The organism is Micromonospora sp. WMMD712 (assembly GCF_029581295.1).
Classification (GTDB): Bacteria; Actinomycetota; Actinomycetes; order Mycobacteriales; family Micromonosporaceae; genus Micromonospora; species Micromonospora carbonacea.
Map to the genome: position 1 here is coordinate 2,374,840 of NZ_CP120743.1, position 23,773 is coordinate 2,398,612.

At 75.1% G+C, this 23,773-nt stretch carries 18 protein-coding genes; 8 read left to right on the top strand and 10 right to left on the bottom strand.

All coding sequences use genetic code 11. The features are described 5' to 3' along the window. The first annotated feature begins 330 nt into the window (after positions 1-330). The 3 genes from O7633_RS09840 to O7633_RS09850 all read left to right on the top strand — a co-directional run bounded on the left by O7633_RS09840 (position 331) and on the right by O7633_RS09850 (position 3,089). Positions 331-1,578: a MurT ligase domain-containing protein gene (locus tag O7633_RS09840; protein WP_282328509.1), complete on the top strand. Its 1,248-nt coding sequence runs from the start codon at positions 331-333 to the stop codon at positions 1,576-1,578. Continuing rightward, the gene (locus O7633_RS09845; protein ID WP_278128182.1) at positions 1,568-2,287 is read left to right on the top strand and encodes a glutamine amidotransferase; all 720 of its coding nucleotides are present in this window, start codon (positions 1,568-1,570) and stop codon (positions 2,285-2,287) included. The genes O7633_RS09840 and O7633_RS09845 overlap by 11 nt, the downstream gene beginning before the upstream one ends. A 70-nt stretch (positions 2,288-2,357) precedes the next feature. After that, entirely contained in the window at positions 2,358-3,089 is a 732-nt protein-coding gene (locus O7633_RS09850) for a VTT domain-containing protein (protein ID WP_282327465.1), read from the top strand. A gap of 143 nt (positions 3,090-3,232) precedes the next feature. On the opposite strand, the gene O7633_RS09855 is transcribed toward O7633_RS09850, so the two are convergent. Together O7633_RS09855 and O7633_RS09860 are read right to left on the bottom strand one after the other, a co-directional pair. Beyond that, a complete protein-coding gene (locus O7633_RS09855) occupies positions 3,233-3,889 on the bottom strand; it encodes a response regulator transcription factor (protein ID WP_278128185.1) in 657 nt (218 codons plus the stop codon). Continuing rightward, complete coding sequence (locus O7633_RS09860) at positions 3,886-5,064, bottom strand: sensor histidine kinase (protein WP_282327467.1); 1,179 nt, start codon at positions 5,062-5,064, stop codon at positions 3,886-3,888. The genes O7633_RS09855 and O7633_RS09860 overlap by 4 nt, the downstream gene beginning before the upstream one ends. Before the next feature lie 131 nt (positions 5,065-5,195). Here O7633_RS09860 and O7633_RS09865 point away from each other — a divergent pair, with 131 nt between their 5' ends. Together O7633_RS09865 and O7633_RS09870 are read left to right on the top strand one after the other, a co-directional pair. Next, positions 5,196-6,107, top strand: coding sequence for an ATP-binding cassette domain-containing protein (locus tag O7633_RS09865; RefSeq protein WP_278128188.1), 912 nt, complete (start codon positions 5,196-5,198; stop codon positions 6,105-6,107). Next, on the top strand, positions 6,104-6,946 hold the full coding sequence (locus O7633_RS09870) for an ABC transporter permease (protein ID WP_278128189.1): 843 nt from the start codon (positions 6,104-6,106) through the stop codon (positions 6,944-6,946). Before O7633_RS09865 ends, O7633_RS09870 begins: the two co-directional genes overlap by 4 nt. A gap of 75 nt (positions 6,947-7,021) precedes the next feature. On the opposite strand, the gene leuS is transcribed toward O7633_RS09870, so the two are convergent. Then, positions 7,022-9,859: a leucine--tRNA ligase gene (gene leuS, locus O7633_RS09875; protein ID WP_282327470.1), complete on the bottom strand. Its 2,838-nt coding sequence runs from the start codon at positions 9,857-9,859 to the stop codon at positions 7,022-7,024. A 484-nt stretch (positions 9,860-10,343) separates the two neighbouring features. Between leuS and O7633_RS09880 the strand changes: the two genes are divergently transcribed. The 3 genes from O7633_RS09880 to O7633_RS09890 all read left to right on the top strand — a co-directional run bounded on the left by O7633_RS09880 (position 10,344) and on the right by O7633_RS09890 (position 15,245). Continuing rightward, positions 10,344-11,399, top strand: coding sequence for a MoxR family ATPase (locus O7633_RS09880; RefSeq protein ID WP_074474466.1), 1,056 nt, complete (start codon positions 10,344-10,346; stop codon positions 11,397-11,399). 2 nt (positions 11,400-11,401) lie between these two features. Further along, positions 11,402-12,700, top strand: coding sequence for a DUF58 domain-containing protein (locus O7633_RS09885; protein ID WP_282327471.1), 1,299 nt, complete (start codon positions 11,402-11,404; stop codon positions 12,698-12,700). A 67-nt stretch (positions 12,701-12,767) separates the two neighbouring features. Then, positions 12,768-15,245 carry a DUF3488 and transglutaminase-like domain-containing protein gene (locus O7633_RS09890; RefSeq protein ID WP_282327472.1) on the top strand — a complete coding sequence of 826 codons (2,478 nt, stop codon included), beginning with the start codon at positions 12,768-12,770 and terminating at the stop codon, positions 15,243-15,245. Between the two features lie 43 nt (positions 15,246-15,288). Here the strand turns inward: O7633_RS09890 and O7633_RS09895 are convergent, their stop codons facing one another. The 7 genes from O7633_RS09895 to O7633_RS09925 all read right to left on the bottom strand — a co-directional run bounded on the left by O7633_RS09895 (position 15,289) and on the right by O7633_RS09925 (position 23,755). After that, entirely contained in the window at positions 15,289-15,819 is a 531-nt protein-coding gene (locus tag O7633_RS09895; protein WP_282327473.1) for a DUF6036 family nucleotidyltransferase, read from the bottom strand. After that, complete coding sequence (locus O7633_RS09900; RefSeq protein WP_282327474.1) at positions 15,816-16,208, bottom strand: hypothetical protein; 393 nt, start codon at positions 16,206-16,208, stop codon at positions 15,816-15,818. Before O7633_RS09900 ends, O7633_RS09895 begins: the two co-directional genes overlap by 4 nt. Before the next feature lie 140 nt (positions 16,209-16,348). Beyond that, positions 16,349-16,747: a DUF3040 domain-containing protein gene (locus O7633_RS09905; protein WP_043967266.1), complete on the bottom strand. Its 399-nt coding sequence runs from the start codon at positions 16,745-16,747 to the stop codon at positions 16,349-16,351. Between the two features lie 115 nt (positions 16,748-16,862). Continuing rightward, positions 16,863-18,122 carry a DNA polymerase IV gene (locus tag O7633_RS09910; RefSeq protein WP_282327475.1) on the bottom strand — a complete coding sequence of 420 codons (1,260 nt, stop codon included), beginning with the start codon at positions 18,120-18,122 and terminating at the stop codon, positions 16,863-16,865. Positions 18,123-18,213: 91 nt separating this feature from the next. Continuing rightward, on the bottom strand, positions 18,214-19,431 hold the full coding sequence (locus O7633_RS09915) for a nucleotide pyrophosphatase/phosphodiesterase family protein (RefSeq protein ID WP_348776325.1): 1,218 nt from the start codon (positions 19,429-19,431) through the stop codon (positions 18,214-18,216). After that, positions 19,428-20,195: a methyltransferase domain-containing protein gene (locus O7633_RS09920; protein ID WP_282328512.1), complete on the bottom strand. Its 768-nt coding sequence runs from the start codon at positions 20,193-20,195 to the stop codon at positions 19,428-19,430. Before O7633_RS09920 ends, O7633_RS09915 begins: the two co-directional genes overlap by 4 nt. A gap of 68 nt (positions 20,196-20,263) precedes the next feature. Further along, positions 20,264-23,755, bottom strand: a complete 3,492-nt coding sequence (locus O7633_RS09925; RefSeq protein ID WP_282327476.1) for an error-prone DNA polymerase — start codon at positions 23,753-23,755, stop codon at positions 20,264-20,266. Positions 23,756-23,773 lie beyond the last annotated feature (18 nt).

Here is a 23,773-nt window from a genome sequence, read left to right on the forward strand (position 1 = left end):
GCGGCGTTCGCGGCGCCGCTCCCCCCGGGCCGGTGGGCCCTCCCGGCCTCACCATTGGTCCCCACTCTACTCCACTTCCCTCCACCTGCAACCAGATTCGCCGGCGCGGCGCGTCGCCGCCGCCGACAAAACCGCACGTCAGAAGGGGTGGAGCGAAGTGGAGGGCCGCACCGCCCCCACCCCGGCGTCCACTACCCGACATAGATCGACTCCATCCGGTCGAGCGCGTTCCGGCCGTCCGCCCGGGCGCCCCGGCCGAACGGTTCGCCGTCGGCGGCGATCTGGCGGGGGCGGCGGTCCGGTAACCTCGCTCGCGTGACGGACGCGAAGATGCCCCTGCGGGCAAAGGTGGCCAGCTCCGTGTCGCGGACCGCCGCGGCGCTGTCCCGGGCCGCGGGTCGTGGCGACGGTTCGGTGATCGGCGGCTGGATCGGCCTGAAGATCGACCCCGACCTGCTGGCCCACCTCTCGGCGGGGCGCGCCATCGCGCTGGTCTCCGGCACCAACGGCAAGACGACCACCACCCGGCTGACAACGGCGGCGGTCGGCGTCCTCGGCCGGGTCGCCACCAACTCCTTCGGCGCCAACATGCCCACCGGCCACACCTCGGCGCTGGCCAAGGCCGGCAGCACCCCGTACGCCGTGCTGGAGGTCGACGAGCACTACCTGGCGCAGGTCCTGGAGGCCACCGAGCCGCACGTGGTGGCGCTGCTCAACCTCTCCCGCGACCAGCTCGACCGCGCCAAGGAGGTCGCCATGATGGCGCAGCTCTGGCGCGCGGCGCTGGTCAACCACCCCGACGTGCGGGTGATCGCCAACGCCGACGACCCGATGGTCGTGTGGGCGGCCACCCCGCCCGGCGACCCGGCCCGGGGCATCCGGCCGCCGCACGTCACCTGGTTCAGCGCCGGCCAGCGCTGGCACGACGACTCGTGGGTCTGCCCCGAGTGCGGGCACACCATCGCCCGCAACGGCGACCAGTGGTGGTGCAGCGCCTGCCCGCTGCGCCGGCCCGAGCCGCAGTGGGCCGTCGAGGACGACGGGGTGCTCGACCCGACCGGCGCCTGGCACAAGGTGGTGCTCCAGCTCCCCGGCAAGGTCAACCTCGGCAACGCCGCCACCGCCCTCGCCGTCGCCGCCGAGTTCGGCGTCCGGCCGGTCGACGCGGTCTCCCGGCTCGGTGCGGTCACCTCGGTCGCCGGCCGCTACGCCCAGGTCGACCGGGACGGGCGCAACATCCGGCTGCTGCTGGCGAAGAACCCGGCGAGCTGGCTGGAGGCGTTCGACATGGCCGACTTCGCGCCGACGCTGCTCTCCATCAACGCCCGGGACCCCGACGGGCTGGACACCTCCTGGCTCTTCGACGTCGACTTCGCCCCGTTGCGCGGCCGCCAGGTGCTGATCACCGGCGACCGGGCGTACGACCTGGCGGTCCGCCTCGACGTCAACGGCGTGCCCTTCCAGCACGTCCGCACGTTCGGCGAGGCGGTCCGGTCGGTTCCGCCGGGCCGGCTGGAGGTCATCGCCAACTACACCGCCTTCCAGGACATCCGAGCGGAGCTGGACCGTGTCAACTGAGAGCCTGCGTATCGTCTGGATCTACCCCGACCTGCTGTCCACCTACGGCGACCGGGGCAACATGCTGATCCTGGCCCGCCGGGCCCAGCAGCGCGGCATGCCCGTGGAGGTGCTGGAGGTCCGCTCCGACCAGCAGCTGCCCGCCACCGCCGACATCTACCTCATCGGGGGCGGCGAGGACGGCCCGCAGGCGCTGGGCGCGCAGCGGCTGCGCGCCGACGGCGGCCTGCACCGGGCCGTCGCCCAGGGTTCGGTAGTGTTCGGCGTCTGTGCCGGCTACCAGCTCCTCGGCACCTCGTTCTTCGCCAAGGGCGTCCAGTGCGCCGGGCTGGAGCTGCTCGACCTCTCCTCCGACCGGGGCCCGTCGCGGGCCGTCGGGGAGCTGGCCGGCGAGATCGACCCCCGCCTCGGGGTGCCGGCGCTCACCGGCTTCGAGAACCACGGCGGCCGCACCCACCTCGGGCCGGGCGTGTCCCCGCTGGCCCGGGTCACCGCCGGGGTCGGCAACGACGGCGCGACCGAGGGCGCGTGGCGGGGCAAGCTGCTCGGCACCTATTCGCACGGGCCGGCCCTGGCCCGCAACCCCGCCCTGGCCGACCTGCTGCTGCGCTGGGCGACCGGCGCGCACCAGCTCCCGCCGCTGGACGACACCTGGGCCGACCGGCTCCGCGCCGAGCGCCGCGCCGCGGTGGCCGCAGCCCGGGCATGACCCGGGCCGCCCGGCGGCGAGCTGAACGCGTGGGCCGTCCCCACCCGTCCGGGCCGCGGCCCCGCCGCGCATGACACCGGCCCCCCGGCGGCTGCTGCCGGCCGTCCGGCGGATCCTCCCGGGCGCCCGGCGGCTGCTCGGGCAGCCGGCGGCGCGCCGGTTCGCCCTGCTGCTGCTCCTGCTCGCCGGGCTGGCGGCGCTGCTGCCGGTGCTGCCCCGCCCGGAGGCGGGGGCGCTGCCCCGGCTCGCCGACCCCCTCGGCGGCTACGCCCCGCTCGCCGCGATCGTCGGCGGGGCGCTGCTGCTGGTCGCCCTGGTGCCGCGCACCTTCGTCACGCTCGCCATCGGCGCGATCTTCGGCCCCCTCGAAGGGGCGGCGTACGCGCTCGGCGCGGCGCTGCTGGCCGCCGCGCTCGGCTTCGCCGTCGGCCGGGCGCTGGGCCGGGAGTTCGTCGCCGCACGGGTCCGCGGGCGGCTCGCCCGCCTCGACGGCTGGTTCGCCCGGCAGAGCGTGCTGGGCGTGGCCACCGTCCGGCTGCTGCCGATCTCCGGGTACGGCCTGGTCAGCTACGGCTACGGCACCACCGGGGCACGGGTGCTGCCGTACCTCGCCGGCAGCGTCCTCGCCTCCGCCCCGACGGCGTTCGGCTACGCGGCGCTCGGCGCGGCGGCCAGCTCCCCCGGCGACGTCAACTGGTACGCCGCCGCTCCCGCGAGCCTCGGTCTGATCGCCAGCGCGGTGCTGCTGCACCGCTGGTGGCGCGCGGAACGCCGCCGCCGCGCGGCCCCCTCCCCCCGCTGATCTTGCAGTTGCGGCCCCGACATTTCGCACTAAAGGGACGAAACGAGGGCCCGAACCGCAAGATCGCGGGATCCGGGGGTGGGTCAGGGGGTGGGTCAGGGGGTGGGTCAGGGGGTGGGTCAGGGGGTGGGTCAGGGGGTGGGTCAGGGGGTGGGGGCGACCAGGCCCGCCTCGTAGGCGGCGATCACCAGGTGCACCCGGTCCCGGGCGTTCAGCTTCGTGAAGAGGCGGGCCACGTGGGCCTTGGCCGTGGCCGGACTGATCACCAACCGCTCGGCGATCTCCGCGTTGGACAGTCCCAGGCCGACGAGGGTGAGCACCTGCCGCTCCCGGTCGGTCACGCCCGTCAGGTGGCGGGGCCGCGGGCTCGGATCGGGACGACGGGCGAACTCGGCGATGAGCCGCCGGGTGACCCCGGGCGCGATCAGCCCGTCCCCGGCCGCCACGACCCGGACCGCGCCGAGGATCTCCTCCAGCGCCATGTCCTTGACCAGGAACCCGCTCGCGCCCGCCCGCAGGGCCGCGTGCACGTGCGCGTCGTCGTCGAACGTGGTGAGGACGAGCACCCGGGTCGGGCCGCCGCCCGCGGTGATCTCCCGGGTGGCGGCGATCCCGTCGGTACCCGGCATCCGCAGGTCCATCAGCACCACGTCGGGGGCGACCTCCCGGGCCAGGCGCACCGCCTCGGCACCGGTGCCCGCCTCGCCGACCACGTCGATGTCGGGGACGTCGGCCATGAGCACCCGGAGGCCGGCGCGGATCAGAGGCTGGTCGTCGACGAGCAGGACGCGGATGTTCACGCGTCCCCCTGCGTCGGCAGCCGGGCGGCGACCCGGAACCCGCCCTCCGGGCGCGGTCCGGCGGCGAAGTCGCCGCCCAGCAGCGCCACCCGTTCCCGCATGCCGACGATGCCGTGCCCCGCACCCCCGAGCCGGGCGCCCCGGCCCCCGTCGACCACCTCGACGAGGACCCCGTCCGACGGGTACGTGACGGTGACCCGGCACTGCCCGACGCCGGCGTGCCGCACCACGTTCGTCAGCGCCTCCTGCACGATCCGGTACGCGGCCAGGTCGACCTCCACCGGCAGCGGCCGGGGCAACCCGTCGCGGCACACCTCCACCCGTACCCCCGCGTCCGCCGCCGCGGCGACCAGCCGGTCGAGGCCGGCGAGCCCGGGCGCGGGATCCAGCGGGGTCGTCGTCCCCTCCGGCCCACGCAGCGCGCCGAGAGTGCGGCGTAGTCCGGTCAGGGTCTCCCGGCTGGTCCGCTCGATCGTGGCGAGCGCCGCGCGGGCCTCCCCCGGCTGGGTGTCGATGACCCGGGCACCGACGCCGGCCTGGATGGCGATCACGCCGACGCTGTGTGCCACCAGGTCGTGCAGATCCCGGGCGATCCGCAGCCGCTCCGCGGTGATCGCCTCGGCGGCGGTCTGCGCGCGCAGTTCCTCCGCGTGCCGGCGGCGGGCCCACGCCGCGCTGCCGGCCAGCCACGCGACGGCCACCGCCAGCACCGAGGTCGCGGCCCGGTCCACCGGATCGGAGACCGGGTTGACGAAGGCCGCCGCGACCTGCACCGCGAGCACCACGACCACGACGGGTACCGCGACCCGGCCCGGGCTGCGTGCCACGACCAACCCCAGCATCAGGTCGACGACAAGGAACGTGAGGTACCAGACGCCGGCCCGATAGCCCTCCTCCCAGGCGTTCGTCGACACGGTGAGCACGGACGCGCCGACGAGCGTCAGGGCGAGCGCGAGCAGCGGACGGCGGCCGAGCAGGCCGGCGGGCAGAAGGACCACCAGGGCGGGGGAAAGATAGCGCAACGGGAGGTCGGCGACGCTGCCGTCGGGGTCCGCTCCCGCCGTCGACGCGTGCAGCACCGCGACCGGGAACAGGGCGACACCGGCCCAGGGCAGGACGGCCCGCAGCCATCGGGCGACGGGGCGCGGACGGAGACGGGGGGCGACGGCCTGCATGAGCACACCGTAGCCAGCGGGCGGCCCACGGTCGTCGGCCCGTGGGCGTACGCCCCGGGGCGGACCCGCGGCCGGCGGTTGTGGTCGGTGGCACGACGATCCACCGCCGGTCGTGCGGCACCGTCGACGGCGTGATCGAAATACGTGACCTCACCAAACGGTACGGCCGCACGACGGCCGTCGACCGGCTGACCCTCACCGTCCGCCCCGGGCAGGTGACCGGGTTTCTCGGCCCGAACGGCGCTGGCAAGTCCACCACCCTGCGGCTGGTGCTCGGCCTGCACCGGCCCACCGCCGGCACCGCGCTGGTGGACGGCGCCCCGTTCACCGACCGGCCGCGCGGGCTGCGCCACGTCGGCGCGCTGCTCGACGCGGGCGACGTGCACGGCGGGCGGAGCGCCCGGGCGCACCTTCGCGCGCTCGCCCGCAGCAACGGCATCGCCCGGTCCCGCGTCGACGAGGTGCTGCACGAGGTGGGACTGGCCGAGGTGGCAGGGCGTCGGGTCGGCGGCTTCTCCCTCGGCATGAGGCAGCGGCTCGGCATCGCCGCCGCGCTGCTCGGCGACCCGCCGGTGCTGCTCTTCGACGAGCCGTTCAACGGCCTCGACCCGGAGGGGGTGCGCTGGGTGCGCGGGCTGTTCCGGCGGCTCGCCGCCGAGGGGCGCACCGTCCTGGTCTCCAGCCACCTGATGAGCGAGATGGAGCAGACGGCGGAACACCTCGTCGTCATCGGCCGGGGCGAGCTGATCGCCGACGAGAGCCTGGCACAGTTCGCCGCCCGCAGCGGCCAGGTGCAGGTCTCCGTCCGTACGCCCGACGCGGCGACGCTCGGCCCGGCGCTCCGCGCTGCGGGCGGCACCGTCTCGGCGGCGGCCGACGGGACCCTCACCGTCACCGGCCTGACCGCCGCCCGGATCGGTGACCTGGCGTCCGGGCACGGGGTGACGCTTCACGAACTGGCCACCCGCACCGCCTCCCTGGAGGAGGCCTTCATGGCGTTGACCGCCGACCGCGTCGAATACCAGGCAGGAGCACACCGTTGAGCAGCCGGACCCCGTCCAGTGTCACCGTCGCCCGTCCCGCCGGCGGGCGGGCTCGGTTCACCGATCTCCTGGCCGCCGAATGGATCAAGCTCTGGTCGCTGCGCTCGACCTACGGCTCGCTGGCCGTGATCGTGGTGTCGGCGATGCTGTTCAGCGTACGGGCGGCCCTCGCCGACCGGCGCAACTGGCCGAGCTACTCCGCCGAGCACCGCGCCGCCCTCGACCCGATCTACGATGCCTTCCCCGCGGAGGGCTGGCTGTTCGTCATGCTCGCCGCCGGCAGCGTCGGCGCGGTGATGATCGCCGGCGAGTACGCCAGCGGGCAGATCCGCACCACGTTCGCGGCGGTCCCGGCCCGGTGGGCGGTCGCGGCGGCCAAGGTCACCGTGCTGGCGGCGGTCATGACCGTGGTCGGGACGGTCACCGCGGGCAGCGCCTTCTGGATCTCCCAGGCCATCCTCGCCGACCTGCCCGCCGGCGCGTCCATCGCCGACCCCGGGGCGCTGCGCGCCGTCGCCGGGTCCGCGCTGCTGGTGCCGGTCTGCGCGCTCACCGGGCTGGGCATCGGCGCCCTCGTCAGGTACAGCGCACCGGCGATCGTCACCACCACGGCGGTGCTGCTCCTGCTGCCGCTGGCGTTCGACATGCGACACCGGTGGACCGCGGCGCTGCACAACGCGCTGCCGTGGGCCGCCTGGGAACGGCTGGTGGGGATGGTGCCGTTCCCCAACTTCGAGGGCTATCCCCCGACGGTCGGGGGAGCATGGGCGGTCTTCGCCGCCTGGCCGGTCGTCGCCGCGCTCGTCGCCATGGCCGTCGTGCACCACCGCGAGCCCTGACCCACCGCCGAGCGGGGCGTTAGGAAGGGGCCCCTGCTATGCAGAATGCGTTAACAAGGGGCCCCTCCTTGCACCTCAGGCGACGATCGAGACCATCCGGCCCTTCACCACGATGACCTTGCGGGGCGCCTTGCCGGCCAGCGCGCCCGCCACCGCCTCCAGCGCCGCCGAGCGCACGTCGTCCTCGGACGCGTCGGCGCCCACCTCGACCCGGCCGCGCACCTTGCCGTTGATCTGCACCGGGTACGTCACCGTCTCGGCGACCAGCAGCGCCGGGTCGGCGGTCGGGAAGTCCGCGTACGCCAGGGAGGCGTCGTGGCCCAGCCGCCGCCACAGCTCCTCGGCCACGTGCGGGGCGAACGGGGCCAGCATCAGCACCAGCGGCTCGGCCACCTCGCGGGGGGTGGCCGGCAGCCGGGTCAGCGCGTTGGTCAGCTCGATCAGCTTGGCGATCGCGGTGTTGAACCGGATCCCCTCCATGTCGCCCCGGACCCCGTCGACGACCTTGTGCAGCAGCCGCCGGGTGGCCTCGTCGGCCGGGTCGTCGGTGACCCGCGGCGCGCCGGTCTGCTCGTCGACGACGGCCCGCCAGACCCGTTGCAGGAACCGGTACGACCCGACGACCGCCCGGGTCTCCCACGGGCGGGACACCTCCAGCGGGCCCATCGACATCTCGTACACCCGGAAGGTGTCCGCGCCGTACGCGGCGCACATGTCGTCGGGGGTCACCACGTTCTTCAGCGACTTGCCCATCTTGCCGTACTCGCGGCGCACCTCGTCGTCACCCAGGAACCAGGCGCCGTCGCGCTCGACGACCTCCTCGGCCTGCACGTAGGAGCCCCGGGCGTCGGTGTACGCGTACGCCTGGATCATGCCCTGGTTGAACAGCTTGCGGAACGGCTCGAAGCTGGACACGTGGCCCAGGTCGTACAGCACCTTGTGCCAGAAGCGGGCGTACAGCAGGTGCAGCACGGCGTGCTCGGACCCGCCGACGTACAGGTCGGTGCCGCCGCAGTCGCCCTCGGCGCGCGGGCCCATCCAGTACCGCTCGTTCTCCGCGTCGACGAAGCGCTCCGAGTTGGTCGGGTCCAGGTAGCGCAGCTCGTACCAGCAGGAGCCGGCCCACTGCGGCATCACGTTGGTCTCGCGGGTGTAGCGCTTCGGCCCGTCGCCCAGGTCCAGCTCGACCTCGACCCAGTCGCGGCGGCGCGACAGCGGGGTCTCCGGGTTGCTGTCGGCGTCGTCGGGGTCGAACGTCTTCGGCGAGAAGTCGTCGACCTCGGGCAGCTCGACCGGCAGCATCGACTCGGGCAGCGCGATGGCCGCCCCGGACTCGTCGTAGACGATCGGGAACGGCTCGCCCCAGTAGCGCTGGCGGGAGAACAGCCAGTCGCGCAGCCGGTAGGTGGTCGCGCCCGCGCCGTGGCCGTTGGCCTCCAGCCACGCGATGATCGCCGCCTTGGCGTCGGCGACCCCCAGGCCGTTCAGGTCCAGGCCGCGCTCGGGCGCGGCGCTGTTGATCGCCGGCCCGTCCCCGGTGTACGCCTTGCCGGTGAAGCCGTCGGCCGGCTGCACGGTACGCACGATCGGCAGCTCGAAGACCTCGGCGAACGCCCAGTCCCGCTCGTCCTGCGCCGGCACCGCCATGATCGCGCCGGTGCCGTAGCCGGCCAGCACGTAGTCGGCGATGAAGATCGGGATCTGCCCGCCGGTGACGGGGTTCGTGGCGTACGCGCCGACGAAGACGCCGGTCTTCTCCTTCGTGTCGGCCTGCCGCTCCACGTCGGTCTTGGCCGCCGCCGCCTTGCGGTACGCCTCGACGGCCGCCCGGGGGCTGGCGTGCCCGCCGGTCCAGGCGTCCCGCGTGCCGTCCGGCCAGGCGGCCGGCAGCAGCGCGTCGACCAGCTCGTGCTCGGGGGCCAGCACCATGTAGGTGGCCCCGAAGATGGTGTCCGGGCGGGTGGTGAACACCCGCACCGGGCCCCGCTCGGTGGCGAAGTCGATGTGCGCGCCCGTGGACCGGCCGATCCAGTTGCGCTGCATCAGCTTGATCGGCTCGGGCCAGTCCAGGGCGTCCAGGTCCTCCAGCAGCCGGTCGCCGTACGCGGTGATCCGCATCATCCACTGCTTCAGGTTGCGCTTGAACACGGGGAAGTTGCCCCGGTCGGAGCGGCCGTCGGCGGTGACCTCCTCGTTGGCCAGCACGGTGCCCAGCCCCGGGCACCAGTTCACCGGCGCCTCCGAGACGTACGCCAGCCGGTGCCCGTCGACGACCGCCCGCCGCTCGGCGTCGGTCAGCGCGGCCCACGGCCGGCCGTCCGGCGTCGGGCGGTCGCCCGCGGCGAACTCGGCGATCAGCTCGGCGACCGGCCGGGCCCTGCGGGCGTCCGCGTCGTACCAGGAGTTGAAGACCTGCAGGAAGATCCACTGGGTCCAGCGGTAGAAGTCGGTGTCGATGGTGGCCACCGAGCGGCGGTCGTCGTGGGCCAGGCCCAGCCGGCGCAGCTGCGCCTTGTACCGCTCGATGTTGGCCACGGTCGTGGTGCGGGGGTGGGTGCCGGTCTGCACCGCGTACTGCTCGGCGGGCAGGCCGAACGCGTCGAAGCCCATCGCGTGCAGCACGTTGCGGCCGGCCATCCGCTGGTAGCGGGCGAAGCAGTCGGTGCCGATGTAGCCCAGCGGGTGCCCGACGTGCAGGCCCGCCCCCGACGGGTAGGGGAACATGTCCAGCACGTACAGCTTCTCCGCGCCGGCCCGGGGGTGGCCGGGGTCGGCCAGCGGCCCGGTCGGGTTCGGGGCGTGGAAGGTGCCCTCCCGCTGCCAGGTGTCCTGCCAGCGCTGCTCGATCTCCTCGGCCAGGGCCGCGGTGTACCGGTACGGGGGGATGTCGCCCGCCGCTGTCGCCTCACTCATCGTCTCTCCTCGTTCGCTTCGTCGCGGCGTCGCCGGGCCGGCTCCGGCGTGTCGGCCCGCCGACCGGGCCGGCGGTCCCGGCCCGCCGGGCCCGGCCCGGCGGAGGGCACAAAAAAGCCCCTCGCGCAGGAGGGGCCGCCGTGCTGTCGCGCGTCAGCGCATCAGCACGGCCCGGTAAGAAGCAGGAAGACTCCGGCCATGTCGGGCAGTGTACCCCGCCGGCGCGCCGGGCACGCGCCCCGCCGCCGCGAGGCCGGCTGCGGGACACCCCTCTCACGCTCGGTGACGATGCGTTTCCCCCGTCGGGCGAATAATCCGGGCGTAACCGACCGACTTCCTGCGGGGTTCGGCGTTCACGACAAACATGGTTAGCCTGAGAGGCCAGTGAGATTTCTGCGGCAGACGAGGCTCTCCCGTCGCGAACCCAACGGCGGGTCCAGGTGCTCTTAACAGAGCTGCCGTCGTGGCGACGAGGAGGAGGCCCGTGACACAACAGACCTGGGACGAGGTGGGCGGTCTGCTGCCGCACGACGAGTTCCGCGCCGCCAGTGAGGCCATCGTGGCCAACATCGAGCAGGTCATCGAGGGCAAGACGGCCACCGTCCGGCTCGCCCTGGCCGTCCTGCTCGCCGAGGGCCACCTCCTCATCGAGGACGTCCCGGGCGTCGGCAAGACCAAGCTGGCGAAGGCCCTCGCCCGGTCCATCGACTGTTCGGTACGGCGCATCCAGTTCACCCCCGACCTGCTGCCCAGCGACGTCACCGGCGTCAGCGTCTACAACCAGGAGACGCACGACTTCGAGTTCCGCCCCGGCGCGGTCTTCGCCAACCTGGTCGTCGGCGACGAGATCAACCGGGCCTCGCCGAAGACCCAGTCCGCCCTGCTGGAGTGCATGGAGGAGCGGCAGGTCACCGTCGACGGCGTCACCTACCAGCTCCAGACCCCGTTCATGGTGATCGCCACCCAGAACCCGATCGAGATGGAGGGGACCTACCCGCTGCCCGAGGCGCAGCGCGACCGGTTCACCGCCCGCATCGCGATGGGCTACCCGGGGCCGGAGGCCGAGCTGGCCATGCTGGACGGGCACGGCGCGGCCGACCCGTTGCAGGAGCTGCGGTCGGTCTCCGACGCCGACACCGTGCGCCGGCTCATCGCCACCGTCCGCGAGGTGCACGTCGCCGACGCCGTGAAGCAGTACGCGGTGGACCTGGTCACCGCCACCCGGGAGGCCCCCGACCTGCGGCTGGGCGCGTCGCCCCGGGCCACCCTCCAGCTCCTGCGCACCGCCCGGGCCGTCGCCGCCCTCGAGGGGCGCGACTACGTCCTCCCCGACGACCTCCAGGCGCTCGCGGTGCCGGTGCTCGCCCACCGGATCATCCCGACCGCCGACGCCCAGCTCGCCCGGCGCACCACCGACGCGATCGTCGCCGAGCTGGTGCACCGGCTGCCGCTGCCGCACGACCGCCAGCGTTCCCCGTACGACAACCGGCCCGCCGCCGACGGCAACGGCCGCGCCCCGTACGAGCCGCGGAGGCGGTGAGCGTGCGCGACGGGCTCCGGGGCCTGACCACCCGCGGCCGCTCGTTCCTGGCCGCCGCGCTCGCCGCGGCGGTCTCCGCCCTCATCCTCGGCGAGAAGGACCTGCTCCGGGTGGCCGTGCTGCTCGCCGTCCTGCCGCTGCTCGCCGCCGCCTACGTGGGGCGCAGCCGCTACAAGCTGGCCTGCAACCGGTCGCTGGACCCGCACCGGGTGCCGGTCGGGGCCAGCTCCCGGGTGGTGCTGCGGTTGCAGAACCTGTCCCGCCTGCCCACCGGCACGCTGCTGCTGGAGGACCGGCTGCCGTACGCCCTGGGCAGCCGGCCCCGCGTGGTGCTGGAGCGGCTCGGCGCGCACCAGGCCAGCTCCGTGGCGTACACGGTCCGCGCGGACGTGCGCGGCCGGTACGAGGTGGGCCCGCTGGTGGTCCGGCTCACCGACCCGTTCGGGCTGTGCGAGCTGACCCGCTCGTTCCCCAGCGTCGACCGGCTCACGGTGATCCCGCAGGTCACCCCGCTGCCCTCGGTGCGGCTCCCCGGCGAGTACGCGGGCAGCGGCTCCAGCCGCGCCCGCTCGGTCGCGGTGCACGGCGAGGACGACGCGGCGACCCGGGAGTACCGGATGGGCGACGACCTGCGCCGGGTGCACTGGAAGTCGACGGCCCGCACGGGCGAGCTGATGGTGCGCCGCGAGGAGCAGCCCTGGGAGAGCCGGGCGACGGTGGTGCTCGACACCCGGGGCTACGGCCACCGGGGCGACGGCCCCACCGCGAGCTTCGAGTGGGCGGTCTCCGCCGCGGCCAGCATCGCCGTGCACCTGCGCCAGGCCGGCTACAAGCTGCGCCTGGTCACCGGCGACGGCGCGGACGTCGACGCCACCGAGGCCGCCGGCGACGGGCTGCTGCTCGACCAGCTCGCGGAGGTCCGCCTCGACCCGCGCGGCGACATCACCACGCTGGTGCGGCAGGTCCGCCAGCGCGGCGACGGCGGCCTGATCATCGGCCTGTTCGGCGCGGTGAGCACCGCCGAGGCGGAGCTGCTCGCCGGCCTGCGCGGCAACGGCGCGACCTGCGTCGGCTTCCTGCTGGACAGCTCCACCTGGCTCCACCTCCCGCCCCGGGCCCGGGCCGAGGCCGACCACGCGCACGGCGCCGCCGCGCTCGCCCTGCTCCAGAGCGGGTGGCGGGTCGTCGGGGTCGACCACGGCGCCCGGCTGCCCGCGCTGTGGCCGCAGGCCGGCCGGGGCTCGCAGGGGTTCGCCCTGCGGGCCGCGCTGGCCGAGACGGTGGCCGGGGGCGTCAAGTGACGATCCGCCGGGTCGGGCGTGCCCGCCGCCCCGCTCCGGCGGGACGATGACCGGAAAGGGCTCCCCCGTGACCGCGACCCGCAACCTCGGCTTCGTGGCCGCCGCCGCGACCCTGCTCGCGGCGGCCCCGCTGTCGGCCATCTTCGAGCGGTGGACCTGGCTCATCCAGGCGGCCATCGCGGTCACGGTGGTCGCCGGGGTGGCCGCGCTGACCCGGCTGGTCCGGGCCCCGCTGTGGGGGCAGGTGCTGGGCATGCTCGGCGGGCTGACCCTCGCGCTGGCCTGGCTCTTCCCCGCCGGCACCGAGCTGGTGGCGTTCCTGCCGACCCCGGGCACCTTCGCCCACTTCGGCGAGCTGCTGAGCGCGTCCGTGGTGGACATGCGCTCGTACGGGGTGAAGGTGCCCGACACCGACCCGCTGCTGTTCGTCAGCGTGCTCGGCATCGGCGGGGTGGCCGTGGTGGTCGACGTGCTCGCCGTCGGCCTGCGCCGCCCGGCGCTGGCCGGGCTGCCGATGCTGGCCATCTACTCGGTGCCCGTCGCCGTCTACGTCGACAGCGTCCCCGCCGTGCCGTTCGTGGTCGGCGCGGCCGGCTACCTGTGGCTGCTGGTCACCGACAACGTCGACCGGGTGCGCCGGTTCGGCCGCCGGTTCACCGGCGACGGCCGCGACGTCGACGTGTGGGAGTCCTCGCCGTTGGCCGCCGCCGGGCGGCGGCTCGCCGTGGTCGGGGTGGTGCTGGCGGTGGCGCTGCCGCTGGCGGTGCCGGGGATGACCGGCGGCCTGCTCAACGCCGTGGGCGCCGGCACCGGCACCGGGTCGGGCAACGGCCAGGGCGGCAACCCGGGCCGCATCGACCTCTTCGCCTCGCTGAGCGGGCAGCTCAACCAGTCCGAGGTCTACGAGATGGTCACGGTGACCACCACCGAGACGAACCCGTTCTACCTGCGCTACGGCGTCGCCGACGAGCTGCGGCCCGACGGGTTCCGGGTGCGCAACCCGACCGGCCGGCCCGTCACCCGGGACCTGCCCGACCCGACCCAGCGCTCCGGGACCGGCAACGGCGTCGAGCGGACGCGGTACCAGGCCACCGTGGAGGTCTCCAAGAACCTCAACATGCCGCTGCTGCCGGCCTACGCCGAGCCGGTGCGCACCGAGGAGCTCAGCGGCAACTGGCTCTACGACCCCAACCAGCAGGTCGTCTTCTCCAACCGGGAGAACTCCCGCGGCAAGCGCTACTCGTTCGAGTACGTCCGGTCGACGTACACCCCGACGGCGCTGCGGCGGGCCCCGTCGCTGCCGTCGGACCACCCGATCCGGCTCCAGCAGACCGCCACCCCGCCGGTGGAGCAGGTCGACACCCTGGTCGCCGACCTCGTGCGCGGCCGCAGCACCGACTACGACAAGGTCCGGGCGATCTACGACCACTTCTCGGCGGACAACGGCTTCACCTACAGCCTGACCACGAAGGGCGGCACCAGCGGTCAGGACATCGTCGACTTCCTCAACAACAAGGCCGGCTTCTGCCAGCAGTACGCGGCGGCGATGGCGTGGCTGGTCCGGTCGGCCGGCATCCCGGCCCGGGTGGCGTTCGGCTTCACCAACGGCACCGGCCGCACCGACGAGGGGTACGTGCTGACCAACCGCAACCTGCACGCCTGGACGGAGGTCTACTTCGACGGGATGGGCTGGGTGCCGTTCGACGCCACCCCGGCGTACGGCGTGCAGGGCTCGACCCGCTCGGCGTGGGCACCGGACACCGACGCGCCGGAGCCGGCGGCCACCGAGCCGGGCGCCCCGGCCGCCCCCGACGACTCGGAGGCGACGCCGGACGCCGCCGGCCCGGACGCCGCCGACGCGGACACCGACGCCGGCCTGGCGGTCGGGGCGAACGATCCGACCCGGCAGGCCCCGGTGTGGCCCTGGTGGACGGCCGGCGCGCTGGCGCTGCTGGCCCTGCTCGCCGCGCCGGCGCTGCTGCGGATGGCGCTGCGCCGCCGGCGGGCCGCCCGGCCGGCGGTGACGCTCGCCCCGGCCACGGTGGACGCCGGCACAGGCCCGGCCGGCGAACCGGGGCGGCCCGTCACCGTGGTGCTGGACCCCGACCGGGCGCGGGCGGACGCGCACGCCGCCTGGGACGAGCTGCTCGACACCCTGGTCGACTACCGGGTCCGGGTGGACCGGACGGAGACGCCGCGGGCGACCGCCGAGCGCCTGGTCACCGAGGCCGTCGGCGAGAACGCCTCCGCCGCCACGGCGGTGCGGCTGCTGGGCCGCGCCGAGGAACTGGCCCGGTACGCCCGCACCCCGCTCGCGGGCGGGGAGCTGCACCCGGCGCTGCGCGCCGTCCGGGGCGCGCTCGCCACCCGGGCCGACCGGCGCACCCGGCTGCTGGCGGCGGTGCTGCCGCCGTCGGTGCTGCTGCGCTGGCGCACCGCGCTGGGCAACGCGTCCTCCCGGCTGGTGGCCAGGACGGGCGACGCCCGCTACCGGCTGCTGCGCTGGAGCCCGCGCCGCCTGCTGGCCACCCGCACCGGCCGCTGACCCGCGCGGGTCGTCGAGATCACGCCCGATTCGTTGACAGGGGCTACTGGCTGTCGAAGACGTCGTCGAGCACGAGTCTCGCCCGGCCCGGGACCTCCTCCTCGGGGAAGATCTCCGCGCACAGATCGAGGACTTCCTCGGCACGGGTCAGCCTGAGGTGATCGACCAGGAAGCGAATGTCCTCGGCGTCTCGACGACGAGCGGCAAGCACCTTCATCGCCAACAGATGTTCCGCAGACGCTGCCGCAACCCGCAGGCCTGGATGATCGAATACGCGAGGAGCTGCCGCGTCGCCGCCGGGGGCGACATAGGCACTCGCCTGTTCGTTGAGCCACCAGTGCGGCAGGCCGAGTTCGTCAGCGACGGCTCGAGCCTCGTCGAGCACGACCCCGTGCGGGTGGAACACGGCATCGATGTCACGGGTCGCCCGTCGTGCGTCGTAGGCCAGCGCCATAGCGGCCCCACCGAAGATGTAAAGATCCGCGACCATGCCTCGCCTCGCCAGCCGGTCCCCAAGCCGACGAAAAGCATCCTCGATCGCGGCGCGGTCCAGCAGCGGATCATCGAGGCTCATGCGACGTTCAGCTCCTGCGCCGACACGTACACGCCACGACGACGGAACGCTGCGGGCGCGTGCACCACAGCGTCGACCCGGGCAGCACGGGTGTTGAAAGGAAACCAGAAACGCCGCAGCGACCGCGTCTCGACCCACGACGGCGCACCGCGCCCATCCTTGGCCGCCACATGCTCGGTCAACGCGGCGAGGAACACGTCCCAGTGCTCGTCCCCCGTAGGGGATGGTTCCTGTTCCAACAGACCAGCACGCATCTCGGACGGTTCCCAGCGGTACTCTTCCAGGAACTCCGCCACCAACCGCCATCGTCGTGTCTCGTCGGCCCCGACGAGCAGAGCACCCAGCCGCGCCACCGTCAGCGGCTCATACCTCGCAGCACGCTTCCTCACACCCCTGACGCTAGTGCACAGGGAGGCAGAGAGCGTGTAGCCGCGCAAGCGCGGGCAGGAGGCAGCGGCCCGCTGTCGGCGGGCCGGATCAGCGTGGTCCCGCCGGGCCGGCGGGACCGAGGATCAGCGGTGGAACCGGGTCAGCGGTGCCCCTCCGGGCGCTGCCGCCACCGGTCCTCCATCCGATCCACGAACGACGACCGTCGGCCGGACCGCCCGCGCGGGCGGCGTCGGCTGGTGGTCGTCCCCCCGACCACGTGCAGGTCGGGGGACTGCGCCTTGCGGTGCGACTGCACCGCGTACGCCGCCGAACCCAGCATGATGACGAAACCCACCACCGCGAGCGGTGGGGTCTTGATCACCGCACCGTAGACCAGTAGAGCCAGGCCAACGATGATCGCGCCGGCAGCGACGAGCAGACGACGCCGCGCGTGGAAGCGCGGATCGCTGGCACGCACGGCCGAGGCGAATTTTGGGTCCTCGGCAAGCGACCGCTCGATCTGCTCGAACAGCCGCTGCTCGTGCTCCGAGAGCGGCACGGCACTCCTCCCCGGTCACGCTGGTCGGCCCGGTCGGACCGACAGACCGTGGCAGCCAACCGGCTGCTTAACGACAAGTCTACGAGGGGGGTCGCGCGTCGGAAAGCGGGACGACCTATGGGCGGGGCGGATTTTCGGTTCGCCCGGGATCGCGCCGGCCGAGCAGGCTCGCCGGACCTATGACGGAACGCCCGAATCGGGCAGCGGCGGCGTCCGCCACGGCCTCCGCCTCCCGCCAGCCGCGCTCGGGCGCGCCCAGCGTCAGCTGCTGCGGCGTCTCGCCCGCCGGGGCGAGACCCTCCATCCGCACCCCGACGAGGCGGATCCGCTCACCGGGGTCGAGGACGGTGTAGAGCGCCCAGGCCGTGTCGAACATCTCCCGCGCCGTGTCGGTCGCCACGTCGAGGGTGCGGGACCGGCTGACCGTGCGGAAGTCGGCCGTGCGCACCTTGATCGACACCGTGCGGCCGACCTGCCCGGCCCGGCGCAGCCGGGCGCCGACCTTCTCGGCGAGGGCGAGCAGGGCCCGGCGGATCTCCAGCGGGTCGGCCACGTCCGCGTCGAACGTCACCTCCGCACCGATCGACTTCTCCACCTGCTCGGGGCTGACCCGGCGCGGGTCGCGCCCCCAGGCCAGCTCGTGCAGGTGGGCCGCGGCGGCCTCGCCGAGCGCCTTGCGGAGCATGCCGCGCGGCGCCTCGGCCAGGTCGCCGATGGTGGCCAGCCCGAGCCGGCGCAGCGTCTCGGCGGAGCGCTCCCCCACGCCCCACAGGGCGTCGACCGGCAGGGGGCGCAGGAAGTCGAGCACCCGGTCGGCCGGCACCACGAGCATCCCGTCGGGCTTGGCCCGGGTGGAGCCGAGCTTGGCCACGAACTTGCTCGGCGCGACCCCCACCGAGCAGGTCAGCCCCTGCTCCTCGGCGACCCGGGCGCGGATGCCCCGGGCGATCTCGGCGGGCGGCCCGAACAACCGGCGGGCCCCGGCCACGTCGAGGAACGCCTCGTCGAGCGAGAGCGGCTCGACCAGCGGCGTGACGTCCCGCAGGATCTGCATCACCGCCCGGGAGGCCGCCGTGTACTGCGCGAAGTCGGGCGGCAGGTAGACCGCGTGCGGGCACAGCGCCCGGGCACGCATGATCGGCATGGCGCTGCGGACGCCGTACCGGCGGGCCTCGTAGCTGGCGGCGCTGACCACGCCGCGCGGGCCGACCCCGCCGACCACGACGGGCCGGCCCCGCAGCTCGGGGCGGCGGCGCACCTCGACCGAGGCGTAGAAGGCGTCCATGTCGACGTGCAGGATCGGGCTGCCGGAGTCGTCGCCGTCGGGCCCGAAGCGCGGGTCGCCGCCGCGCGGCAACGACTGACTGCGACCCATGCCCGCAGGCTAGCTCCCGGGTACGACACACCGCGGCCCCCGGGGCCGCGCCGCCCCGCTCAGCACCGCCCGGGCGCGCAGGTGCCTCCGCTCAGCCGCGCACCACCAGCAGCGGGATGGTCATCTCGGCGGCCGTGTCCGACCCGTGGTAGGCCACCAGGCGGGAGTCCATGGGATGCTCCGAGCGGGTGGCGACCACGGCGGACGTGCCCCGGCAGACCACCACCACGTCGCCGATGCGGCCCAGGTGCGCCTCGGGCACCGGCCCGAACCAACCGGTCGCCACCGCCTCCTCGCGGCGCAGCACCCGGGCCGCGTCGCCGAGCACGGCCGACCAGGCGGCCACCACGTCGTCGGCCGCTCCCGGCGCGACGTGCAGGTAGCGGACCCGGGGCTCCCCCGCGAGCACCCGCACCCCGGCCCGCAGCCGGTCGTCGGCGTCGAAGTCGATCCGGTCGGCCGGCGGCACGTCGAGCTGGCCGTGGTCGGCGGTGACCAGCAGCGCGGCGTTCGGCGGCAGCCCGTCGACCAGCCGGGCGAGCAGCGCGTCCACCCCGGTCGCGGCGGCCCGCCACGGCTGCGAGTCGACGCCGGAGAGGTGGCCGTGCCGGTCCAGGTCGGGGTGGTAGCCGGAGACCAGGGCCGGCCCGGCCCCGGCGCGCAGCGCGGTCAGCATCGCGGTGGCCAGCGCGTCGGCGTCGGCCGCGCCCCGGTAGTCCCCGCCCCGGTTGGCGGCGAGGGTGAGCCCGCTGCCGGCGTACTCGGGGCGGCTCACCACGGTCACCGCGACCCCGGCGGCGCGGGCGCGTTCGAGCTGGGTGGCGACGGGCTGCCAGCGCAGCGGCTCCGGGTCGCCGGTCCACTCGATGTGGCTGAGCACCCGGTCGGTGCCGGGCACCCGCACCCGGAACCCGAGCACCCCGTGCGCGCCGGGCGCGGCCCCGGTGCCCAGCGTCACCAGGCTCGTCGGGGTGGTCGACGGGAAGCCGGAGGTGAGCGGGCGGCCGACGGTCGCGGCCAGCCCGGCCAGGGTCGGGGCGTACGGGGCGGCGGTGGGGATCTGGTACCAGCCGAGCCCGTCAACCAGCAGCACCGCGACCCGCCGCACCCCGGCGAGCGCCGGCGTCAGGCCGAGCAGGTCGACGGCCCCGGGCACGCCGAGCACCGCCAGGGCGCTGGGCAGCACGTCGGCCAGGCTCCCCCCGCCGTAGCAGGGCGGCACCGGGGCCAGCGGATCGGCCGGCGGGCGCGGGGCCGGGACGGCCCCCCGCGCTGGCTCACCGGGCGGGGGCGGGACGGCGGCGGTCATGCGGGGCGGCGGGCGAAGAGGTGCAGTTGGGCGGCGAGGTCCCGGTACGGCGGCCGGGCCGCCAGGGCCCGCTCCAGCTCGACCAGGGCGGCCTGCTGGCCGTCCGCGACGGCGGCGGGGAGGAGGTCCGCCAGGACGCGTACCCCGTGGATCTCCTCGACCGTGAGGCCGGCGGCGGCCAGCAGCGCGGCGGCGCGGTCGGCGTCGTAGCGCCGGCGCAGGGTGTCGCGGGGGCCGGCGGTGCCGGTCGGGGCGGCGGCGAGGGCGGCGGCCACGTCGAGGTGGCCGTTCATCGCCCGGCCGAGCGCCGCCGCGGCCTGCCCGGCCACCAGGACGCTCGCCGCGCCGCCCGGGCGCAGCGCGGTGACCAGCGCGGCCACCACGGGCGCGGGGTCGTCGACGACCTCCAGCACGGAGTGGCAGAGCACCAGGTCGACGCTGGCCGGCTCGACCAGCCCGGCGAGGGCGTCGCCGTCGCCCTGCACGGCGCGCACCCGGTCGGCGACGCCGGCCTCGGCGGCCCGGCGGGTGAGCGCGGCGAGCGCGTCGGGGCTGGCGTCGACCACGGTGACCCCGTGCCCGGCCTGCGCCAGCGGCACGGCGAAGCCGCCCGTGCCGCCGCCCACGTCGAGGACGGTGAGCCGGTCGCCGGCGCGACGTTCCAGCTCGGCGCGGAGCACCGACCAGATGACGGCGGTACGGGGGGTCAACGGCGGGCCGGTGAACCGGGCACTGGTCTGCTCCACACGGTCGAGCCTAGTCAGCCCCGGCGGCGTTAACAGGGGGCCCCTGCTATGCAGAAAGCGTTAACAAAGGTGCCCTTCCTTACACCTCAGCGGAAGTCGCGGGAGGGCGGGGCGACCGGCGCCTCGATCGGGTCGAGCCGGTCGGCGGTCAGGTTGGTCACCCCCTCGTGCCGCTGCAACCGGCCGCGCACCACCAGCGCGGCGCTGGTGCGCGCCACCTGCCGGTAGCGCTGCCACAGCCCCGGCGAGCAGGTGACGTTGAGCATGCCGGTCTCGTCCTCCAGGTTGAGGAAGGTGACCCCGCCGGCGGTCGCCGGCCGCTGCCGGTGGGTGACGATCCCGCCGACGCGGATCCGCCGGCCCGGCTCCACCCGGCCCAGCCGGGCGATCGGCACCGCGCCGAGGGCGTCGAGCCGGTCGCGCAGGAACCGGGCCGGGTGGCTCTCCGGCGACAGGCCCGTCGCCCAGACGTCGGCGACGAGGCGGTCCACCGCGTCCATGCCGGGCAGGGTCGGCGCGGTCGCGCCGGTCACCGTGCCCGGCAGCCGGCCCGGCCGGTCCTGGGCGGCCGCCCCGGCCGCCCAGAGCGCCTGCCGCCGGGTCAGCCCGAAGCAGGCGAAGGCGTCGGCGGTGGCCAGCGCCTCCAGCTGCGCGGCCGACAGGCCCACGCGCCGGGCCAGGTCCGGCATGTCACGGTACGGCCCGTGCGCCGCCCGCTCCGCCTCGATCCGCTCGGCCACCCCGTCGCCGAGGGTACGCACCCCGCCCAGCCCGAGCCGCACCGCCGGACCGCCCAGCCCCCACGCGTGCGGCGGCTCGCCCGACGCGCTGCCCCACCGGGTGTCCGGGGTGGACTCCAGCACGGCCTTCGCGCCGCTGGCGTTGACGTCCGGCCGGCGCACCTGCACGCCGTGCCGCCGCGCGTCGTCCACCAGGGTCTGCGGCGAGTAGAAGCCCATCGGCTGGGCGTTGAGCAGCGCGGCCAGGAACGGGCCCGGGTGGTAGCGCTTGAGCCAGGAGCTGGCGTACACCAGGTAGGCGAAGCTCATCGCGTGGCTCTCCGGGAAGCCGTAGCTGGCGAACGCGGTGAGCTTGCGGTAGACGTCGTCGGCCAGCTCGCCGGCGATGCCCCGCTCGGCCATCCCCGCGTAGAGCCGGTCGGCGATCCGCGCCATCCGCTGCACCGACCGCTTCGCCCCCATCGCCCGGCGCAGCTGGTCGGCCTCCGCCGCGTCGAAGCCGGCCAGGTCGATGGCGAGCTGCATGAGCTGCTCCTGGAACAGCGGCACGCCGAGGGTCTTCTCCAGCGCGTTGCGCATCAGCGGGTGCGGGTACGCCACCGGCTCCTGGCCGTTGCGCCGCCGGATGTACGGGTGCACCGAGCCGCCCTGGATCGGGCCGGGCCGGATCAGCGCCACCTCCACCACCAGGTCGTAGAACTCGCGGGGCTTGAGCCGGGGCAGGGTGGCCATCTGGGCACGGCTCTCCACCTGGAACACCCCCACCGAGTCGGCCCGGCAGAGCATGGCGTAGACCTCGGGGTCGTCCAGCGTCATGTCGCCGAGGTCGAGGGTCTCGCCGATCATGTCGTAGCCGTAGTGCAGGGCGGAGAGCATGCCGAGGCCGAGCAGGTCGAACTTGACCAGCCCGACGGCGGCGCAGTCGTCCTTGTCCCACTGGAGCACGCTGCGGCCGGGCATCCGCCCCCACTCCACCGGGCAGACCTCGATCACCGGCCGGTCGCAGATCACCATCCCGCCGGAGTGGATGCCCAGATGCCTCGGAAAGGTCTGCAGCTCGTTCGCGTACGTCACGACCTGCTCGGGGACGTCCTCGGCGTCGACCGCGGCGACCGAGCCCCAGCGGTCGATCCGCTTGCTCCAGGCGTCCTGCTGGCCGGGCGAGAAGCCGAACGCCTTCGCCACGTCCCGCACCGCCGACCGGGGCCGGTAGGAGATGACGTTGGCGACCTGGGCGGCGTGCTCCCGGCCGTAGCGGGCGTAGACGTGCTGGATCACCTCCTCCCGGCGGTCGGACTCGATGTCCACGTCGATGTCGGGCGGGCCGTCGCGCTCCGGGGCGAGGAACCGTTCGAACAGCAGCCGGTGCCGCACCGCGTCCACGTTGGTGATCCGCAGCGCGTAGCAGACCGCCGAGTTGGCCGCCGACCCCCGGCCCTGGCAGTAGATGTCCTGCTCGCGGCAGAACGCGACGATGTCGTAGACCACCAGGAAGTAGCCGGGGAAGCCCAGCTCGTCGATCATCCGCAGCTCGTGGTCGAGCTGCGCGTACGCCTCCGGGTGCGCCGCGGGCGGCCCGTACCGCTCGTGGGCCCCGGCCATGGTCAGCTCGCGCAGCCAGCTCATCTCGGTGTGCCCCGGCGGCACCGGGTACGCCGGCAGCTTCGGCGCGACCAGGTGCAGGTCGAACGCCAGCTCCGCGCCGAACTCGGCGGCCCGCGCCACCGCGCCCGGGTACGCGGCGAACCGCGCCGCCATCTCCGCCCCGTCGCGCAGGTGGGCGGTGCCGGCGGCGGGCAGCCAGCCGTCGATCTCGTCGAGGCTGCGCCGGGCCCGCACGGCGGCCAGGGTGGTGGCCAGCCGGCGGCGGCCCGGGGTGGCGTAGTGCACGTTGTTCGTGGCCACCGTGGGCAGCCCGGCGGCGCGGGCCAGCTCGGCGAGCGCGTCGTTGCGGTCGCCGTCGACCGGGTGCCCGTGGTCGGTCAGCTCCACCGCCACCGTCTCCGCGCCGAACAGCGCGGTGAGCCGGTCCAGTTCCCGGGCCGCCGCGTCGACGCCCGCGGTGAGCAGCGCGGCCGGCACGTGCCCCTTGCGGCAGCCGGTGAGCACCAGCACGTGGTCGCGCAGCTCGGCGGCCACCTCCTCCAGCTCGCCGTAGACCGGGCGGCCCTTCTCGCCGCCGCGCAGCTGGGCCCGGGAGATGGTCGCGGCGAGCCGCGCATAGCCCTCGTGGCCGTGGGCCAGCACCAGCAGGTGCGCGCCGAGCGGGTCCGGCTCGCCGTTCTGCGGGCCGGGCAGCCCGAGGGACAGCTCCGCGCCGAAGACCGTCGGCAGGCGCAGCGCGCGGGCCGCCTCGGCGAAGCGCACCACGCCGTAGAAGCCGTCGTGGTCGGTGACGGCGAGCGCGGTGAGCCCGAGCCGGGCCGCCTCCTCGGCCAGCTCCTCCGGGTGGCTGGCCCCGTCGAGGAAGCTGAAGTTGCTGTGCGCGTGCAGCTCGGCGTAGGGCACCGCGCCGGTGCCGGGGCCGCCGCTTCCCGGGCCGCCGCCGGCGCGGGATGGCTCCGGCGGGGTGTACCGGCCCCGGTGGCGGCTCCAGGCGGGGCCGTCGCCCCCGTCGGCGTCGACGGCGAGGGGATCCACCACGGGCGGGTCCACGGCCCACAGGCGTCGCCCGCCCGCCCCGCCCGCGCCGCCCTGCTCGCCCTCCCCGCCCTGCTCGCCCTCCCCGCCGCCCCGATCCGCCCCGGCCCGCCCTGACCCGCCCGGACCCGGCCCGGCCCGGCCCGAGAGCACCCGCTCCAGCTCCCTCCACCCCACGCCGGGGTTGTGAAAGCTCACCGCGCGCCCCGAGCCACG

What these genes read in the sequence shown, in the direction of transcription:
- leuS (WP_282327470.1), bottom strand. Translation starts at nt 9,859, where the DNA reads ATGAGTGAGGCGACAGCGGCGGGCGACATCCCCCCGTACCGGTACACC.
- O7633_RS09910 (WP_282327475.1), bottom strand. Translation starts at nt 18,122, where the DNA reads ATGGGTCGCAGTCAGTCGTTGCCGCGCGGCGGCGACCCGCGCTTCGGG.
- O7633_RS09850 (WP_282327465.1), top strand. Translation starts at nt 2,358, where the DNA reads ATGACACCGGCCCCCCGGCGGCTGCTGCCGGCCGTCCGGCGGATCCTC.
- O7633_RS09840 (WP_282328509.1), top strand. Translation starts at nt 331, where the DNA reads ATGCCCCTGCGGGCAAAGGTGGCCAGCTCCGTGTCGCGGACCGCCGCG.
- O7633_RS09915 (WP_348776325.1), bottom strand. Translation starts at nt 19,431, where the DNA reads ATGACCGCCGCCGTCCCGCCCCCGCCCGGTGAGCCAGCGCGGGGGGCC.
- O7633_RS09895 (WP_282327473.1), bottom strand. Translation starts at nt 15,819, where the DNA reads ATGAGCCTCGATGATCCGCTGCTGGACCGCGCCGCGATCGAGGATGCT.
- O7633_RS09860 (WP_282327467.1), bottom strand. Translation starts at nt 5,064, where the DNA reads ATGCAGGCCGTCGCCCCCCGTCTCCGTCCGCGCCCCGTCGCCCGATGG.